General features: G+C 66.4%; 17 protein-coding genes. 8 read left to right on the top strand and 9 right to left on the bottom strand.

Annotated elements, in window-relative coordinates; genetic code table 11:
* Positions 1–29: 29 nt before the first annotated feature.
* Both HMPREF2990_RS07715 and hflX read right to left on the bottom strand, forming a co-directional pair.
* Positions 30–1,307, bottom strand: a complete 1,278-nt coding sequence (locus HMPREF2990_RS07715) for a uracil-xanthine permease family protein (protein WP_070763773.1) — start codon at positions 1,305–1,307, stop codon at positions 30–32.
* A gap of 50 nt (positions 1,308–1,357) precedes the next feature.
* A complete protein-coding gene (hflX, locus tag HMPREF2990_RS07710; protein ID WP_070763771.1) occupies positions 1,358–2,884 on the bottom strand; it encodes a GTPase HflX in 1,527 nt (508 codons plus the stop codon).
* Positions 2,885–3,006: 122 nt separating this feature from the next.
* Between hflX and HMPREF2990_RS07705 the strand changes: the two genes are divergently transcribed.
* Together HMPREF2990_RS07705 and HMPREF2990_RS07700 are read left to right on the top strand one after the other, a co-directional pair.
* Positions 3,007–3,780: a hypothetical protein gene (locus HMPREF2990_RS07705; protein ID WP_070763769.1), complete on the top strand. Its 774-nt coding sequence runs from the start codon at positions 3,007–3,009 to the stop codon at positions 3,778–3,780.
* Between the two features lie 82 nt (positions 3,781–3,862).
* The gene (locus tag HMPREF2990_RS07700) at positions 3,863–4,378 is read left to right on the top strand and encodes a hypothetical protein (RefSeq protein ID WP_051904869.1); all 516 of its coding nucleotides are present in this window, start codon (positions 3,863–3,865) and stop codon (positions 4,376–4,378) included.
* A 22-nt stretch (positions 4,379–4,400) separates the two neighbouring features.
* Here the strand turns inward: HMPREF2990_RS07700 and dapF are convergent, their stop codons facing one another.
* From dapF to HMPREF2990_RS07685, 3 genes are read right to left on the bottom strand one after another with little or no spacing between them, the layout of a single operon-like run.
* The gene (gene dapF / locus HMPREF2990_RS07695; protein WP_070763767.1) at positions 4,401–5,219 is read right to left on the bottom strand and encodes a diaminopimelate epimerase; all 819 of its coding nucleotides are present in this window, start codon (positions 5,217–5,219) and stop codon (positions 4,401–4,403) included.
* The gene (gene miaA / locus HMPREF2990_RS07690; protein WP_070763961.1) at positions 5,216–6,139 is read right to left on the bottom strand and encodes a tRNA (adenosine(37)-N6)-dimethylallyltransferase MiaA; all 924 of its coding nucleotides are present in this window, start codon (positions 6,137–6,139) and stop codon (positions 5,216–5,218) included. The genes dapF and miaA overlap by 4 nt, the downstream gene beginning before the upstream one ends.
* 11 nt (positions 6,140–6,150) lie before the next feature.
* Positions 6,151–6,762: a hypothetical protein gene (locus tag HMPREF2990_RS07685; protein ID WP_246817487.1), complete on the bottom strand. Its 612-nt coding sequence runs from the start codon at positions 6,760–6,762 to the stop codon at positions 6,151–6,153.
* Positions 6,763–7,070: 308 nt separating this feature from the next.
* On the opposite strand from HMPREF2990_RS07685, the gene HMPREF2990_RS07680 reads away from it, so the two are divergent.
* Entirely contained in the window at positions 7,071–8,402 is a 1,332-nt protein-coding gene (locus HMPREF2990_RS07680; protein WP_070763959.1) for a DUF349 domain-containing protein, read from the top strand.
* Positions 8,402–9,490, top strand: coding sequence for a GNAT family N-acetyltransferase (locus HMPREF2990_RS07675; protein ID WP_070763766.1), 1,089 nt, complete (start codon positions 8,402–8,404; stop codon positions 9,488–9,490). The genes HMPREF2990_RS07680 and HMPREF2990_RS07675 overlap by 1 nt, the downstream gene beginning before the upstream one ends.
* Positions 9,491–9,496: 6 nt before the next feature.
* Here the strand turns inward: HMPREF2990_RS07675 and HMPREF2990_RS07670 are convergent, their stop codons facing one another.
* The gene (locus HMPREF2990_RS07670) at positions 9,497–10,117 is read right to left on the bottom strand and encodes an Rv2732c family membrane protein (RefSeq protein WP_070763764.1); all 621 of its coding nucleotides are present in this window, start codon (positions 10,115–10,117) and stop codon (positions 9,497–9,499) included.
* 17 nt (positions 10,118–10,134) lie between these two features.
* Positions 10,135–11,685 (bottom strand): tRNA (N6-isopentenyl adenosine(37)-C2)-methylthiotransferase MiaB, encoded by a 1,551-nt coding sequence (miaB, locus tag HMPREF2990_RS07665; protein ID WP_070763762.1) that lies wholly within the window; start codon positions 11,683–11,685, stop codon positions 10,135–10,137.
* Between the two features lie 193 nt (positions 11,686–11,878).
* Here miaB and gluA point away from each other — a divergent pair, with 193 nt between their 5' ends.
* The 4 genes from gluA (at position 11,879) to HMPREF2990_RS07645 (ending at position 15,231) form a co-directional block, all read left to right on the top strand.
* Positions 11,879–12,607, top strand: coding sequence for a glutamate ABC transporter ATP-binding protein GluA (gene gluA / locus HMPREF2990_RS07660; protein WP_168167132.1), 729 nt, complete (start codon positions 11,879–11,881; stop codon positions 12,605–12,607).
* Positions 12,608–12,657: 50 nt separating this feature from the next.
* The gene (locus HMPREF2990_RS07655) at positions 12,658–13,536 is read left to right on the top strand and encodes a glutamate ABC transporter substrate-binding protein (RefSeq protein WP_070763758.1); all 879 of its coding nucleotides are present in this window, start codon (positions 12,658–12,660) and stop codon (positions 13,534–13,536) included.
* 70 nt (positions 13,537–13,606) lie between these two features.
* Complete coding sequence (gene gluC / locus HMPREF2990_RS07650; protein ID WP_070763756.1) at positions 13,607–14,293, top strand: glutamate ABC transporter permease GluC; 687 nt, start codon at positions 13,607–13,609, stop codon at positions 14,291–14,293.
* A complete protein-coding gene (locus HMPREF2990_RS07645) occupies positions 14,293–15,231 on the top strand; it encodes an amino acid ABC transporter permease (RefSeq protein WP_070763754.1) in 939 nt (312 codons plus the stop codon). Before gluC ends, HMPREF2990_RS07645 begins: the two co-directional genes overlap by 1 nt.
* On the opposite strand, the gene recX is transcribed toward HMPREF2990_RS07645, so the two are convergent.
* Both recX and recA read right to left on the bottom strand, forming a co-directional pair.
* Positions 15,228–15,827 (bottom strand): recombination regulator RecX, encoded by a 600-nt coding sequence (recX, locus tag HMPREF2990_RS07640; RefSeq protein ID WP_070763752.1) that lies wholly within the window; start codon positions 15,825–15,827, stop codon positions 15,228–15,230. The two genes, HMPREF2990_RS07645 and recX, sit on opposite strands and share 4 nt — an antisense overlap.
* On the bottom strand, positions 15,827–16,951 hold the full coding sequence (recA, locus tag HMPREF2990_RS07635) for a recombinase RecA (RefSeq protein ID WP_070763751.1): 1,125 nt from the start codon (positions 16,949–16,951) through the stop codon (positions 15,827–15,829). Before recA ends, recX begins: the two co-directional genes overlap by 1 nt.
* Positions 16,952–17,014 lie beyond the last annotated feature (63 nt).

Below are 17,014 nucleotides of genomic sequence, written 5' to 3'. Positions count from 1 at the left end.
TCTTGGTGCCGGGGGCTTCGACGTTAGAGTTAGCGGTACTGCCCCTCCCCGATCGTCTCGTACGCCCAACGCATGAGCGGGTAGAACACGATGATGCCAACGGAACCAATCGCGATGCCCTCCAGGGTGACCTGGCCAACAGTAAAGGACAGGTTGCCGATGCCCACGATGAGCGCGACGGCGGCCGCGGTGAGGTTGACCGGGTTGGTGAAGTCCACCTGGTTTTCCTGCCAGATGCGCACACCCAGCATGCCGATGAGCCCGTAGAGCACCAGGCACGCCCCGCCGAGCACGCCGGCCGGGATGGTGAAGATCACCGCACCGAACTTCGGAACAAAGGCCAGCGCGATAGCGAAGAGCGAGGCCACCCAGTACGCGGCGGTCGAATACACCTTAGTCGCGGCCATGACCCCGATGTTCTCGGCGTACGTGGTCGTGCCGGAGCCGCCGAAGGTGCCGGCAAGGGTGGTGGCGATGCCGTCGCCAATCAGCGCCTTGCCCTGCAGCGGGTCGAGGTCGCGGTGCGTCATCTCGGAGACGGCTTTGACGTGGCCGACGTTCTCCGCGATCAGTACCACCAGCACCGGCAGCGTCACCAGGATGGCGGAGAGGTGGAACTCGGGGCTGTGGAACTCCGGCAGGCCGACCCAGGGGGCCGCGCCGATGGTGGAAAGCGCGTCGTCGGAAAGCCCGCCCGTGGCAGCTGCAAAGGCCCAGCCGACCACGACGCCGATGAGGATGCTTAGGCGCGAGGCCATGCCGCGCGTGGCGACGGTGACCAGCACGATGGTGGCGAGTGTGACGCCCGCGACGGCGGGTTGAGTCTCCACGTTGCTCACCGCGGTTGGCGCAAGGTTGAAGCCGATAAGCGCCACGATCGCGCCCGTGACGGCCGGGGGCATGACCGCGTCGATGACGCGCTTGCCGGCCACGTGCACCACCACGCCGACGAGGATGAGCAGGACACCGGTGACGAGCACGCCGCCCAACTGCGCGCCGATGCCGTACTGCTGCGAGGCGGACAGCGGAGCTATGAAGGCGAACGACGAGCCCAGGTAGCTTGGCAGCCGATTGCGGGTGATCAGGAGGAAGATGATCGTGCCGAGCCCGGAAAACAGCAGCGTCGTGTTGACCGGGAACCCGGTCAGCGTCGGCACGAGCAGCGTTGCGCCGAACATGGCGACGACGTGCTGCATGCCGATGCCGACGGTACGCGACCAGCTCAAACGTTCATCGGGTGCGACGACGGCACCGGGTTTCACGGTGCGGCCGTCGCCATGGAGGGACCAACCAAGTGTCTGTTTCACACCTGGGAGTCTAAGGCGCGCACCCAGGTGTCACACAATTCCGCGCGGGGCTACTTTGCGACGACGAACTCGGCGTACTGCTCGGCGAGCACGTGCGGCAGGCGGACGTCGATACGCGTGCCGTCTTCCTCGTAGGCCTCGTTGCGCACGGTGCCGGCCTCGTGGATGTGGGAGACGACATCGCCGCGCGTGTAGGGCACGAGCATCTCCACGTGCGCGTCAAGCGTGTTGAGGAACTGCTCGACCTTGCCCTCGAGTTCGGGGATGCCCTCGCCTGTGAGCGCGGAAACGAAGACGACGTCGCGGCCGGACTTATCGAAGGCGTGGCGCAGCTCGGCGAGGACGAGCGGGTCGGCCTGGTCGATCTTGTTGACCACCACGATCTCCGGCGGGATCTCTTCGCCCGAGTCGCGGGTGATCTCCGCGAGCACCTCGTTGACCGCCTCGATCTGCTTCAGCGGGAAGGGGTCGGAGCCGTCCACCACGTGCAGCACCAGGTCGGCGTTGGTGACCTCCTCCAGGGTGGACTTGAACGCCTCGACCAGCTGGGTTGGCAGGTGGCGGACGAAGCCGACGGTGTCGGTGAGGACGACCGTGCGGCCGTCGGCAAGCTGGGCGCGGCGCGTGGCAGGGTCGAGGGTGGCAAAGAGCGCATCCTCAACGAGCACGCCCGCGTCCGTCATCGCGTTGATCAGCGAGGACTTGCCCGCGTTGGTGTAGCCCGCGATGGCGATCTGCGGCGTGGTCGAGCGATTACGGCGGGCGCGCTTGACCTCGCGTACCGTCTTCATGCCCTTGAGCTCGTGGCGCAGGCGCGCCATGTCCGCGCGCAGGCGGCGGCGGTCCGCCTCAATCCTGGTCTCACCGGGACCACGCAGACCCACGCCGCCGTTGGATCCGGCCCGACCACCGGCCTGGCGCGACAGGTTGCCGCCCCAGCCGCGGGTACGGGAGAACAGGTACTCCATCTGCGCCAGCGACACCTGGGCTTTACCCTCGTTGCTCTTCGCGTGCTGGGCGAAGATGTCCAGGATGAGCATGGTGCGGTCGATCACCTTGACGCGCAGCGCCTCCTCCAGCGCCACGATCTGGGAGGGGGAAAGCTCGCCGTCGAAGACAACGGTGTCCGCGCCGGAGGCCTCGACGACCTCACGCAGCTCGGAAACCTTGCCCGCGCCGATGTACGTGCCCGGGTCGGGCTTGTCGCGCTTTTGGTAGAGCATGTCGATGACTTCCGCCCCGGCGGTCTCGGTCAAGGCCTCCAGCTCGCGCATGTTGGCTTCCATCTCCGCGGTGGTGCCCTCCAACCACGCGCCGACCAGGATGACCTGCTCGAGGCGCAGCTTGCGGTACTCAACCTCGTAGGCTTCTTCGGCCTCGTCGGTGCGGATCTCGGTGCGCTGGCCCACGCGCCGCAGCGCGTTGCGCGCCTCCAGGTCGAGGGAGCCTGTGGTTGGTTCGCCCGAGCCTTCTCGTGGAGGCTGCGGCGCGTTGTGGCGAAAAGCCTCCGCCAGCAGCGCGTCGTGCGCAGCTTCCTGTGGGTCGTGCTCGGGATGGGTATTTACAGTTGAGGTCATTGAGTCCTTTGTTCTCACCAGCATGCTTTCTCGCTATCTTACGTGCTATGTCCAGCCGCCGGGTGCTTCCTCTCTCGCTTCGCGTTTCCGCCCTGCCGCCGCCACGGACTAGGCTGTGGCCTATGACCGAATCTCTAGACACGCACTCTGACACGCACGCTGATCTGGCCGCCATCGGCCTTGGCTTTGCCAAGTGGCAGGACGCAGTCGAGCGGGCCATTGCCACCGAGCACCTTGCGGTCACCGGCGAGGTCCGCGGCGGGCAGCTGATCCAGTACAGCGACCCGTCCGGCGCGCAGCTCAACATTCTTGCGGTGGAGCCTTTCGCCACCTTCGCTGGCTTTGACTCGGTCACGCGCGCGTACGCGCACATCACGCCGCTTAACGACGTGGTGTCGTTGGCCGATATCGTCGACCCGCACGGTAACACCATTACCTCGGTCACCGTCAACTTGGCGCAGGGCCCGCTCGTTGTGGAAGAGGCGACCCTGCAGTGGCAGGAGCTGGGTTTGACCGCCCTGGTGCTCGCGCACGAGCGTTACGCCTCCACGGAGGCCTACCTGGCCAACAACCCCGGCGCTACCCTCGGGGCGGTGCTGTCTCCCGGTGCGGAGGCCGTCGCGACTGGCGCAGCAACCGCGCCCGATGCTGCGGCCGAGTTCTCCGCCCGCGTGCTGGACGCCGAGTACCGCACCTCTGAGCTGACCGGCCAGCGCTTCATCCACGCCACCGTCGACGGGGCGTTCCCCTTCGACATCTGCCTGCCCGACGGCGAGCTGCCGGAGCGCGACTCCGTCATCGCGGGCAGCGCCGTGCTGACCGGTGCGATCCCGACCCCGGGTGCGGGCGGCGGCTGCGGCGGTTGCGGCGGTTCCTGCGGCTGCGGCGGGCACTAGGCCTGCCACATCGATAGGAGATTCGCGCTACCATGGCGCGAAATCGACGGTCGGTACGTTTTCAGGAGGTGACGATGCAGCGATGGATCCCTCGCGGAAAGACTTGCTCCAAGCGCTCTACGGGGCGCTTGTCCTTGCGCTAGCGATCCTGCTGGTGGTCTTCTTCCGTCTGCCTGGCCTGATCATCGCGATTCTGCTGGTGGTGTTTGGCGTTGCCGTCCACCGCCGCTACAACACCAACCCGGAGGTCGCCTCGCTGAAGGCCTCGCTGCGCATCGCCCGGGACGACATGGCCGAGATCCTGCAAAACTACGAGGACCTCCAGCACGGCACCTCCACCCAGGCTGTCGCCGACCGCACACTCAACTACCCCGCCCTGGCCAACGGCGACATCTCCCATCACGCCATCAGCGAGTTTTTGCTGCGCAGCTCGTCAGCGCGACGTTTCATCGCCCGTATCGACGGCTACCTCGAGTCCCCCGACATCGACCGCTACCAATTGGAGCGGCTCATCGCTGTCGCGGACGAACGCGCTTTGGAACTCGCCGAATCCTGGGACGACGCCCGGCGCGCCGCACGCCAGATCGGGCCTGCCTAATCAGTCGGGCACTGATCGAGCACTAGTCGAGCTCAGCCGCGAGTTCGCCGCGCGCCACAATGCGCGAAGGCCCGGTCATGATGGCGGTGCCAGATTCGGTGAGCTCGATTTCTACCTCGCCGCCCGGCACGCGGACGGTCACGCTGCCGGATTCCTTACCGCTGGCGCGCAGTGCCGCGGTACCTGCGGCGACCGTGCCGGTCCCGCAGGAGCGGGTCTCGCCCACCCCGCGCTCCCACACCCGCATCGAGCACGCCCCGTCGCGCGCGGCGGTGAGGATCTCCACGTTGACCCCGTTGGGGAAGACCCCCGGGTCGAAGGTCGGGGCGGAAAGCTCCATTTCTGAAAGCGCCTCCGCGGTCAACCCCGGTACCACGGCGGCGAGGTGCGGGTTGCCCACGTCGACGGCAATGCCTTCGTACGTAGTCTCCCCTACCTTCGCCCAGGACTCGCCGAAGACGTTGACCTGGCCCATCCCGACGCGGACGCGGGCGTGGACTTCGTCCGCGTGCTCGACGGTGATGTGCTTGATCCCGGCGCGGGTGTGCACGTCGAACTCGTCGGCGTCTTCGAGTCCCTCGGCCTTGAGCACGTGGGAGAAGGCACGGATGCCGTTGCCGCACATCTCGGCGATGGAGCCGTCGGCGTTGCGGTAGTCCATAAACCACGTGCCGTCGGTACGCACCACCCGCAGCAGCCCGTCGCCGCCAATACCGGCGCGGCGATCGCAGAGCCAGGCCACCTGCGCAGGTGTGAGCTCGAGCTGATCGTCGACGTCGATGAGCACGACGAAGTCGTTTTCCGTGGCGTGGGCCTTGATGAAGTGCAGCGGGGATGTCATGCCTGCGAGTCTATCGCGGGTGTGTCCAGCACCGCCAAGGCCTGCTCGAGTGTGTTGCCTGCGGCGGCGTCGAGCCAGGAAATGCGGTGGTCGCGGTTGAACCAGGAGCGCTGGCGGCGCACGTAGCGACGCGTGCCGGTAATGGTTTTCTCCTCGGCCTCCTCGCGCGTGAGCGTGCCCGCAAGCATGTCGAGCACTTGGGCGTAGCCGATGGCGCGGCCCGCAGTGGAGTTGCGGGAAAGCCCCTCGCCCATCAGCGACTCGACCTCCTCGATGAGCCCGAGTGCAAACATGCGCTCAGCGCGCAGCGCGATGCGCGGGTTGAGCCACTCCGCATTGGTGCGCAGCCCCAAGATGCGCGTGCCCCAGCGCGGCGGCGCGTCCTTGGGTGGCTGGGAAGCCTGGAAGGGTTTGCCAGTCAGCTCGATGACCTCGAGCGCGCGGACAGTGCGGCGGGGGTCCTTGTCCTCGATGATGCGCGCAGCCGCGGGGTCGACTGCGGCGAGCTCTGCATGCAGCGCGTCGGTGCCGATTTCCTGCCTGCGGTCCTCGTACTTCTGGCGGACGGCGGGGTCGGTGGGCGGGAACGTCCAGGCGTCGAGAAGCGACTGAGCGTACAGCATGGACCCGCCGACGAGGATGGGGACCTTGCCCCGCGCCATGAGCATTTCCACCGTGTCGACGGCGAGCGCCTGGTACTCGGCGACAGACGCGGTTTTGGTCACCGGCCAGATGTCGAGCAGGTGGTGCGTGATCCCGCCGCGCTCATCTAGGGCGAGCTTGGCGGTGCCGATGTCCATGCCCTGATACAGCTGCATGGAGTCGACGTTGACCACCTCGCCGCCCAGGCGTTGGGCGAGCGCGATGCCCAGGTCGGACTTGCCGGAGGCCGTCGGCCCCACGACTGCGATCGGTCGGATTTCATGTGTACTCACGAGCACACCTCCCACACTCCTACATAGCGGCCCACGCCCAAGGAGTCGTCGGCGCAGTACAGCTCGCGACGGAGGGCCTCTACATTGGCCAGCTCCTCCCACAGGCGCGGTGCAAACACGCCGAGGGACTCCAACTGGCCAGGCAACTCGGCCTTCCCCGCGACGAAGTCCTGCAGCTGGGCGTGCAGCTCGGGCGCGCCGGGTACGAGCGCGAGCGGGGCGCGGGCGGTCAGCCCCGCGGAGCCGTCCACCACCACGACGGTGAGCACCTCCGGGGCCGGGGTGCCGATGTGCTCGCGGACCTCGCGCACCTGTACCTCGAGCGGAGCCAGCGCGTAGCGGGCGACCAGCTCGGGGAGGTAGTTGCCGGCACCTGGCTGTACCTGCGGTGCGCCCCAGGCCGCAAAGGAGCCGGTATGGGCGGTATAGTCGTGCTGCTCGAGCGGGCAGACGATATCGACGGCGCGGGCATCTGTGTCCTCTAACGTATCGCGCGCGGCGCTGCGGATGCACTCCAGCACCCGCCGCGAGGGCTCATGCGCGGGCGCGAGCGCGTCCACGAGGGCCGGCGAGCCGGGCATCAGCAGAATCTGGGCGCGAGTAGTCACGCACCCCACTCTAGTGACCCGGTCGCGTGGTCTTTCTTGCTGGCCCTGCGAGTTGGCAGGTTTTCGGCGCACTTCCTGCCTGCCCCCTGTAGAGTCTGTTGCAGCACCCGCCGTGCGTTATGGGCCGTATTCCACTTCGGCCCCGGCGCACGCGCTGGGTGGCACCGGCAGCCGCGTCGCGCGGCACTTTGAACGTAGGGAAAGGACCTGCAATGACCACCTCGGACCAGACACCGGAGAACACGCCCCAGGCGGATGCGAAGCCACAGGCAAAGCCCACACCGGGCGCGAAGCCCTCGCCGGCCGCAATGCCGCACCGCGCGCCCAAGCCGGGACCGCTGCCCGGTGCGCGCCCGAGTTCGGCGAACCCGCAGTCCACTACCCCGTCCCCGGTGCCACACCCGGCACCTGTCGCACCCGCCTCTGACCCGTCCAAGTTCGGCCGGATCGACGAAAACGGCGCGGTCTTTGTCACCCGCGGCGGCACGGAGCGCCAGATCGGCTCCTGGCAGGCTGGCACCCCGGAGGAAGGCCTGGCTCACTACGGGCAGCGCTTCGACGACCTGGTCACCGAGGTCGAGCTGATCGAGTCCCGCCTTGCCGCCCACCCGGACGACGCGGCGCAGCTGCGCCAGCGCGCCGAGGAGCTCAAGGCCTCGCTGAATGAGCAGGCCGTCATCGGCGACCTCGACGCGGTCGACGCACGCCTGGATGCGGTCATCGCCGCCTCCGATGTCGCGGGTAAGCAGGCCAAGGAAGCCAAGGCGAAGCGCCGCGCCGATGCCATCGCCCGCAAGGAAGCGCTCGCGGCCGAAGCCGAGGACCTGGCCGAGAACTCTACTGAGTGGAAGGCAGCGGGCGATAGGATCCGCGCCATCTTGGAGGAGTGGCGCACCATCCGCGGCATCGACCACAAGACGGACGACCAGCTGTGGAAGCGCTACTCACGCGCACGCGACGCCTTCAACCGCCGCCGCGGCTCCCACTTCGCCGAGCTGGACCGCAATCGTGCCGCCGCTAAGCGGGCGAAGGAGGAGCTGGTGGTCCGCGCCGAGGCGCTGCAGGACTCCACGGACTGGAACGAGACCGCGCGTGCCTACCGCGACCTGATGAAGGAGTGGAAGGCCGCCGGCCGCGCCCCGCGCGAAGCCGATGACAAGCTGTGGGCGAAGTTCCGCGCCGCGCAGGACAAGTTCTTCGGTGCACGCGACGCGGTCAACGCTGAGCGCGACCGCGAGTTCGCCGCGAACGCCGAGGCCAAGGACGCGCTCATCGCGCAGTACGAGCCCCTGATCGACCCGGCCAAGGGCCTGGGTGGGGCGAAGGCGAAGCTGCGCGAGCTGCAGGACAAGTGGGATGAGATCGGCTACGTACCGCGCGGTCAGGTGCGCGAGTACGAGGACAAGATTGGCGCGCTCGAGCAGCGCGTCGCCGAGGCCGAGGAATCCCGCTGGCGCAAGGCGGACCCGGCAGCACAGGCCACCGCGAACCAGTTCCAGGTCAAGGCAGACGACTTGAAGAAGCAGGCAGAGGCCGCCGAAGCCGCAGGCAAGTCCGACAAGGCCGCGGAGCTGCGCGAGCAGGCTGCCCAGTGGCAGGAGTTCGCCGACGTGGCGACCAAGGCGGTCAACGACAACTAGTGCTGCACCCGCAACTTTTCGTACTTCACCCCGGAACGGTCGAACTCACGGAGGCCGTGACCGGGGCGTACGCCTTTTCCGCCACCCTGGCCATCCAGGACATCACCGGCCTTGCCACCTCCGGGGTCAGCGCCTCGCACGTGCGCACCCGCCTGGCACCATCTGCGGAATCCGCCGCCTACCTCTTCGCACTCACCGACGCCCGCGCGCCGCGACCCGTCACCGAGCTCGGCTACCCGGAGCTTTTCGCCGAGGACCTCGACCAGGTGGCCGCCTGGGTCTTCGTCTCACTGCCGCTGTTGGAGGACCGCGGCGTGATCGAGGCAAACATCACCCTCGACGCGGCCATCGCCCCGCTGCCCGGCGAGCCCATCCCGCCCGCACCGTGGGAGGCAGCGCTCACGCTTCTCGACGCCCTGTCGTCCCACTTCACCCGCCCCACCCGCCACATCTGGATCCCCCATGCCCCAGGCGAGCACACCCCGCCGGCGCTGCAGGACTTTGGCTACACCGCCGCTTTCCGCGAGGACCAGGCCACCTTCCCGATCGCACGCCGCAGCGTGCTCCCCGACTCCACCTGCTACCCCGACGGCACCTTCGAGGTCGTCGAGGGCCCCGGCTTCAACTCCACACGACCCGGCATCCCGGGCGAGGTGGAACAATTCGCCCACCTGTTGACCTCCGCCTCACAGGGCTACCCGCGCGGCGAGCTGGAGCTCGACACGATCGAGTGGGACCTCGCGCGCATCGTGGAGGCCGGGCAGCGCCTGGGAAACCGGGGCGGGCACCAGCTCACCGGCCTGGCCTACGTCGATAAGAAAATCGTCGGGCTGTGCGAGCTCGTTCGCTACAGCGCCGACGATAAGACAGTCTGCGAGCTCGGGCTGATCTACGTGCTCCCCGAGCACCGCGAAAAGGGACTTGCCGCAGGCATGATGCGCGCAACGCTTACCCGCGCGCACCAGGTGTGGGAGGACCTAGAAACGGTGTACTGCTCCTACCCCGCCGATTCCGCGGCAGCGGGCGCGCTCCTTGCAGCTCTTGGTGCCGAGTGCGTCTCTTCGACGACCGCCTGGCACAAGCGCTGATGCTCGCTAGTCGCGCTCACTGTCCTTACGGTGGCGTTCGGCGGCGCGGGCGCGGCGATCGTCGATAAGCAGCGGGTTGCCCTGCTCCCTGGTCGCAGCGCGCTGCGCGAGCGCCACCTCGTCCTTGCCTTGGATCTCCCTGCGCTGCTCGGCAACGGCGGCCTGCTCCTCGTTGCGCGACAGGATCAGCGGGAAGATGGTGAACACCACGACCACCACCGCGAGGATGGCCAGGTAGTAGCCGGGTCCGCGGCCAATGCCGGAGCTGTTCGAGTTACGCAGCCAGATCCCCAGCACGGAGAACACCAGCGAGACCGTGGTGACCATCCATGCGGGCACGGCGAGAGCGAAGCGCTGTGTGAGCACCGCGAGCGTGGTCAGGACGGCGACGCCGATGAAGGAAATCCAGGCGAAGAGGTACTCGGTCAGCGCGGTCTGCGCCGCCTTCGCCGCCTCAGTCGCGGCAAGCACCTGCCAGAGGGAGGCGCCGCCTGCAAACGGCAGGAACACCGCCACCAGGTAGAGCGCCGCTGCAGCTGCGAGTACCCATCGCTTCGTACCCATGACCACGGAAGAGGCGGCTTCCTTTTCCGCGCGGGCAAGCGTCTCGGTGTTGAGCTTCGTCATGTCGCCCAACTGTAGCGCTAACCGCCGCAGCAGGCGGAATCCGGAGCCCCTGCCGCCGGCTGACCGATCGTCGGCAGGCCAAGGCCTACGCCCACCGGCGCGGTGGTCGGCACCTCTCCTGCGGCCGAGTTGTCGCCAGCCTTGGTGCGACGGTGCGCAAGCACACCGTCGTCGGCGATGAGGAAGTGCGGCTTGGAATCGGTGATGCGCACGTGCACGACGTCGCCGGGGCGGATCTCGCCATCGAGGTTGCCCTCTGGGGTGAAGTGGACGAGGCGGCCGTCGCGGGCGCGGCCGGACATGCGGTGGGTGCGGTCGTTCTTCCGCCCGCCCTCGGCCTGGACGAGCAGCTCCTGCTCGGTGCCGACGAGCTTCGCGTTTTCTTCGGCGCTGATGCGCTCTTGCAGCGCGATGAGGCGCTCGAAGCGCTCCTGCACGACCTCCTTGGGCACCTGGTTGTCCATCTCTGCGGCCGGGGTGCCGGGGCGCGGCGAGTACTGGAAGGTAAACGCGGAGGTAAAGCGCGCCTTCTCCACCACGTCGAGCGTGTCCTGGAAGTCTTCTTCCGTTTCGCCGGGGAAGCCGACGATGATATCGGTGGTCAGCGAGGCGTGCGGCAGCTTCTCGCGCACCTCGTCCAAGATGCCGAGGAACTTCTTGGTGCGATACGAGCGACGCATGTCCTTGAGCACCTTGTCGGAGCCCGACTGCAGCGGCATGTGCAGCTGCGGGCACACGTTCGGGGTCTCGGCCATCGCGTCGATGACATCGGAGGTGAATTCCGCCGGGTGCGGGGACGTAAAGCGCACCCGCTCCAGGCCCTCGATCTCGCCGCAGGCGCGCAGGAGCTTGGAAAAGGCCGAGCGGTCGCGCTCTAGGTCCGCGTCGACGAAGTTGACCCCGTAGGAGTTGACGTTCTGCCCCAGCAGCGTGATCTCCGAGACCCCCTGGTCCACCAGGGCCTGCACCTCAGCCAGGATGTCGCCCGGGCGGCGGTCGACCTCTTTGCCGCGCAGGCTCGGCACGATACAGAAGGTGCACGTGTTGTTGCAGCCCACCGAGACAGAAACCCAGCCCGCGTACGAGGACTCGCGCTTCGCCGGCAGTACGGAGGGGAACACCTCGAGCGACTCGACGATTTCCACCTGCGCCTCCTCCTCCACGCGCGCACGGTCGAGCAACGCGGGCAGGGCAGACAGGTTGTGCGTGCCAAAGACAGCATCCACCCACGGGGCCTTTTCCAACACCGTGTCGCGATCCTTCTGCGCCAGGCAGCCGCCGACGGCGATCTGCATGCCCGGGTGCTGCTCCTTGGTCTTCTTCAGCTGACCAAGCGTGCCGTAGAGGCGCTTGTCGGCGTTTTCCCGCACCGCGCAGGTGTTAAACACCACCAGGTCCGCTTCCGTGTCCGTATCCGCGGCTACGTAACCGGCCTCTTCCAGCATGCCGGAGAGGCGCTCGGAGTCGTGCACGTTCATCTGGCACCCGAAGGTGCGCACCTCGTAGGTACGCGGGTGCGCGGGTGCTTCTGCCAGGTCCGTGGTGTGGGAAGTGTTCTGCTGCGTCACGGCGAACAGTCTATCCCCGCGCGCGGAATCCACCCAACCGTATGTACGCGCGCGGCGGCCAGGGTCCCGTCAGCAAAAATTGCGGCAGCGTTACCCACAGTTTGGGGGAAATTTACACAAACTTTCACAATCGGGTGGCATAGGTCACGTTTATGGAGTACCAGTTAGACCTATGACACAGGAAACTGAACCCATGATTCGCATGGAGGGCGTGCAGAAGTACTTCGGTGACTTCCACGCCCTGACAGACATCAACCTGACCGTGCCCAAAGGCGAGGTCGTGGTCGTGCTCGGGCCGTCCGGCTCTGGCAAGTCCACCCTGTGTCGCACGATCAACCGCCTCGAAACCATCGAGGAGGGCACGATCCACATCGACGGCAAGCTTTTGCCCGCCGAGGGCAAGGAGCTGGCAAAACTGCGCGCCGACGTCGGCATGGTGTTCCAGCAGTTCAACCTGTTTCCGCACCTGACCATCCGCGACAACGTCACGCTTGGCCCGATGAAAGTGCGCAAGATGAGCAAGGCCGATGCGCAGAAGCGCGCGGCGGAGCTGCTCGATCGCGTCGGCATCGGCAACCAGGCCGAGAAGTACCCCGCACAGCTCTCCGGCGGCCAGCAGCAGCGCGTCGCCATCGCGCGTGCGCTCGCCATGGAGCCGAAGGTCATGCTTTTCGACGAGCCGACGTCCGCCCTCGACCCCGAAATGGTCGGAGAAGTCCTCGATGTGATGGGCGAGCTTGCCGCAACCGGCATGACGATGGTGGTGGTTACCCACGAGATGGGCTTCGCCCGCAAGGTAGCCGACCGCATCCTGTTTATGGCCGACGGCGAGATCGTGGAGGACACCGACCCGGAGTCCTTCTTCACCAACCCCCAGTCCGGTCGCGCGAAAGACTTTCTGGCAAAGATCCTCTCGCACTAATCGGACCACATCCCACACCCTTACCCCTTTATCTTGCAAGGAGACCACTCATGAACCGCGCACTTCGCACCCTGACCACCACCGCCGTCGCCGCGCTGGCGGCCACCACCCTGGTTGCCTGCGGCGGCTCGGAAGGCGAAGCTTCCGGCGACGGCCTGCTCGCACAGATCGAGGCAGGCAGCGTCACCCTCGGCACCAAGTACGACCAGCCGGGCCTCGGCCTGCGCGAGGCCGACGGCACCATGTCGGGCCTCGACGTGGAGGTGCTGACCTACGTGGTCAACTCCATCGCTGACGAAAACGGCTGGGAGCACCCGGAGATCACCTGGCGCGAGACCCCGTCCGCCCAGCGCGAGACCCTCATCCAGAACGGTGAGGTTGCGGCCATCGGCGCGACCTACACCATCAACGAGTCCCGCTCCGAGGCCGTCAGCTTCGGCGGCCCGTACCTCCTCACCCACCAGGGTCTGCTGGTTCGCAGCGATGCCAACGACATCGCGGGCCTGGAGGACCTGGATGGCCGCATCCTCTGCTCCGTGACCGGTTCCACCCCGGCACAGAAGGTCAAAGATGCCCTGCCGGGTGTCCAGCTCCAGGAGTACGACACCTACTCCTCCTGCGTCGAGGCACTGCGCAACGGCAACGTTGACGCCCTGACCACGGACGCCACCATCCTCGGCGGCTACGCAGCCCAGTCCCCGGGCGACTTCGAGGTCGTCGAGCTGGAGAAGGACGGCGAGCCGTTCACCAACGAGAACTACGGCATCGGCGTGCAGAAGGACGACACCGCCGCAGTCGACGCGATCAACAAGGCGCTCGAGGCGATGTACGCCGACGGTTCCTTTAAGAACTTCGTCGACGAGAACCTCGAGGGCGGCGTTGGCGTCAACGAGGCAACCCCGGGCGACCTCTCCTTCCTCGAGAGCTAGTTCAGCCCACCCACCCCGCGCGCGTATCGACGGGGCGTCGATACGCGCGCACAGCTTGTAGGAGTACTCCATGGACGCCTTATGGGCCGACCTATTACCGAATCTCTGGCCGGCATTTTTCACCACGATCAAGCTGACCGTCTACTCGGCGATCGGCGCAATGATCCTCGGCACGATTCTGACCGCAATGCGGGTCTCGCCCGTAGGCATCCTGCGCGGGCTTGCCACCACCTACATTGAGACGGTGCGCAACACCCCGCTCACCTTGGTGATCCTGTTTTGCTCCTTCGGGCTGTACCAAAACCTCGGGTTGACGCTGGCCAGCCGGGATTCCTCGACGTTTATCATCGACCAGAACTTCCGGCTCGCCGTGCTCGGATTTATCCTCTACACCAGCTGCTTCGTGGCGGAATCGCTGCGCAGTGGTATCAACACCGTGCACTTCGGGCAGGCGGAAGCCGCACGTTCTCTGGGCTTGAGCTTCGGGCAGATCTTTTCTCTGATCATCTTCCCGCAGGCCGTGCGCGCCGCGATCGTGCCGCTGGGCAATACTCTGATCGCGCTGACGAAGAACACCACGATCGCGTCTGTGATCGGCGTGGCCGAAGCCTCGCTGCTGATGAAGTCCACGATCGAGTTCCACGCGAACCAACTGTTTGTCATCTTCGGCGTCTTCGCCGCCGGATTCCTCATCCTCACCCTGCCGATGGGTCTTGCCCTCGGCTGGCTGTCTGACCGATTGGCGGTGAAGCGCTAATGTCCGTCCGCGCAACAGTTCTTTACGACGCACCGGGACCAAAGGCCATCCGCCGAAACCGCATCTACACGGTCCTGACGGTGCTCGCACTTGCCGCCGTGGCGTGGTGGGTGCTTTCCACCCTCGCCGACAACGGGCAGCTGAGCGCCGCAAAGTGGACGCCGTTTATCCAGGGCAACACCTGGACGACCTACATCATCCCAGGCCTGCTCGGCACACTGAAGGCGGCTGCGCTGTCGATCCTCTTCGCCATCGTCTTCGGTGTGATCTTCGGCCTCGGGCGTCTCGCCGAGGCGAAAATCGTCCGGTGGTTCTGCGGCGTCATCATCGAGTTCTTCCGCGCAATTCCCGTGCTGATGCTCATGATCTTCCTCTACCAGTTCTTCGCGGTATTCAAGATCGTGCCGCCGAAGGGGCTCGCCTTCTGGGCCGTGGTGGTTGCACTGACGCTCTACAACGGTGCCGTCATCGCCGAGATCCTCCGCGCAGGCATCAAGTCCCTGCCGAAGGGGCAGACCGAGGCCGCCCAGGCGCTCGGCCTGTCGCACTGGCAGACCATGTGGCAGATCCTGCTGCCCCAGTCCGTCGCGGCCATGCTGCCGGCGCTGATCTCCCAGATGGTCATCGCCCTGAAGGACTCGGCGCTGGGCTACCAGATCGGCTACATCGAAGTGGTTCGCTCCGGCACCCAGGTCGCGTCGGCCAACCAGAACTACATCCCGGCGCTGATCGTGGTGGGCATCATCATGATCGCGATCAACTTCCTGCTCACCCGCCTGGCCTCCCGCGTGGAGCGCCAGCTGCGCGCAGGCCGCGCCCGCCGCAACCCGTTCGCGCTCGTTCCCGAGCAGGCTGACCAGGGCCTGGACACGAAGGACAACGTCAACGTGGACTGGCACGACCCGGACTACGTGCGGATCGACAACCCGGACCGCTAACTCTCTCGCAACTCCTCGAGCCTGGCGTCAAGCACCTGCCTGCCGATGGCCAGCGCCATCCCCTCGGGGAAGCCGCGCCGCGCCATCGCCCCCACCACCCGGCGCAACACCTTGTTGTACTCGCCGCGGTCCGCGGGCACGCGCTTGACCTGGCGGGCTTTCTTCTCCGCAACCTCGCGGGCAGTGTGTTCCTCGTCTTCTTCGCTGAGCTGCGCGAGCGCGTCGGCGCGGTCCGCGCTGCCCACACCCTTCTGCAATAGCTCCCGATCGAGCGCGCGCGAGGACTTGCCGCGCCGCTTCGCGCGCTGGCGGACCCACTCGTGGGCAAAGGCGGCGTCGTTGATCAGCCCGCTGCGCTCAAGCTCGTCAAGTACTTCCTCAACCACCTGTAGCTCGAACTCCGCGCGCACGAGGCGCTCGCGTAGCTCCTCGCGCGAGCGGGCGCGCTGATCGAGCAGGCCGAGCGCGCGCTTCCGCACCGGGGCGAGCGCCTCCTCGCGGGTGCGGTCAAACAGCTCGCTGGAGCCTTCCCCGCGCTCGTAGGCGGCAAGCGCTGCCTGCAGCTGCTCCAGTTTCTCCGGATCCGGCTGCGCCACTACTTCGCGTCCGCCGTGGCGGCCTCTTCATCGTCGAAGTCGATGTTCGGCACCATGTCCACCGGATCGTCCGTCAGCTCGTCTTCGTCCTTCGCGTTCGCGTATGCGCCAACGCCCAAGGCACGGAAGATCTTGTCCTCGATCTCGTTGGCCAGGTCCGGGTTGTCCTTGAGGAAGTTGCGGGCTTTCTCCTTGCCCTGGCCGAGCTGGTCGCCCTCGTAGGTAAACCAGGAGCCGGACTTCTTCACAATGCCATTGTCCACGCCCAGGTCGATGATGGAGGACTCGCGCGAGATGCCCTCGCCGTACATGATGTCGAACTCGGCGATCTTGAACGGCGGGGAAACCTTGTTCTTCACCACCTTCATCTTCGTGCGGTTACCAATCGAATCCTGGCCGTCCTTCAGCGTCTGGATACGGCGCACATCGCAACGCACGGAGGCGTAGAACTTCAGTGCCTTACCGCCGGTGGTGGTCTCCGGCGAGCCGAACATCACGCCGATCTTCTCGCGCAGCTGGTTAATAAAGATCGCGGTCGTGCCCGAGTTGTACAGCGCACCGGTCATCTTGCGCAGCGCCTGCGACATCAGGCGCGCCTGCAGACCGACGTGCGAGTCGCCCATCTCACCCTCGATCTCCGCCTTCGGCGTCAGCGCCGCAACGGAGTCAATCACGATGATGTCGATCGCACCGGAGCGCACCAGCATGTCCGCGATCTCCAGGGCCTGCTCGCCTGTATCCGGCTGGGAGACCAGCAGGTTATCGGTGTCTACGCCGAGCTTTTTCGCGTAGTCCGGATCGAGCGCGTGCTCCGCGTCAATAAACGCGGCGATGCCGCCAGCGCGCTGTGCTGAAGCAATAGCGTGCAGCGCCACGGTGGTCTTACCCGAAGACTCCGGTCCGTAGATCTCTACTACGCGGCCGCGCGGCCACCCGCCGATGCCAAGCGCCACGTCAATCGCGGTATTGCCAGAGGAGATGGACTGAATCGGCGGGCGGTTATCATCGCCCAGGCGCATAATTGCGCCCTTGCCAAAGTCCTTCTCAATCATCGCCATCGCGGCATCGAGGGCATTTTGGCGATCATTGCCGCTCGCAGCGGCAGCCTTCTTCTTCGCAGCCATGTTGTTTGCTCCTTAAACCTTCGCTTCTTCTCAATGCTTCTTGCGGCAGGTATGCCACGTTCC

Origin of the sequence: Corynebacterium sp. HMSC071B10 (genome assembly GCF_001814825.1) — a bacterium.
GTDB lineage: Bacteria > Actinomycetota > Actinomycetes > Mycobacteriales > Mycobacteriaceae > Corynebacterium.
This window is presented reverse-complemented; position numbering and strand designations above follow the sequence as displayed.

What these genes read in the sequence shown, in the direction of transcription:
- hflX (WP_070763771.1), bottom strand. Translation starts at nt 2,884, where the DNA reads ATGACCTCAACTGTAAATACCCATCCCGAGCACGACCCACAGGAAGCT.
- HMPREF2990_RS07705 (WP_070763769.1), top strand. Translation starts at nt 3,007, where the DNA reads ATGACCGAATCTCTAGACACGCACTCTGACACGCACGCTGATCTGGCC.
- HMPREF2990_RS07700 (WP_051904869.1), top strand. Translation starts at nt 3,863, where the DNA reads ATGGATCCCTCGCGGAAAGACTTGCTCCAAGCGCTCTACGGGGCGCTT.
- dapF (WP_070763767.1), bottom strand. Translation starts at nt 5,219, where the DNA reads ATGACATCCCCGCTGCACTTCATCAAGGCCCACGCCACGGAAAACGAC.
- HMPREF2990_RS07680 (WP_070763959.1), top strand. Translation starts at nt 7,071, where the DNA reads ATGCCGCACCGCGCGCCCAAGCCGGGACCGCTGCCCGGTGCGCGCCCG.
- HMPREF2990_RS07670 (WP_070763764.1), bottom strand. Translation starts at nt 10,117, where the DNA reads ATGACGAAGCTCAACACCGAGACGCTTGCCCGCGCGGAAAAGGAAGCC.
- gluA (WP_168167132.1), top strand. Translation starts at nt 11,879, where the DNA reads ATGATTCGCATGGAGGGCGTGCAGAAGTACTTCGGTGACTTCCACGCC.
- HMPREF2990_RS07655 (WP_070763758.1), top strand. Translation starts at nt 12,658, where the DNA reads ATGAACCGCGCACTTCGCACCCTGACCACCACCGCCGTCGCCGCGCTG.
- gluC (WP_070763756.1), top strand. Translation starts at nt 13,607, where the DNA reads ATGGACGCCTTATGGGCCGACCTATTACCGAATCTCTGGCCGGCATTT.
- HMPREF2990_RS07645 (WP_070763754.1), top strand. Translation starts at nt 14,293, where the DNA reads ATGTCCGTCCGCGCAACAGTTCTTTACGACGCACCGGGACCAAAGGCC.
- recA (WP_070763751.1), bottom strand. Translation starts at nt 16,951, where the DNA reads ATGGCTGCGAAGAAGAAGGCTGCCGCTGCGAGCGGCAATGATCGCCAA.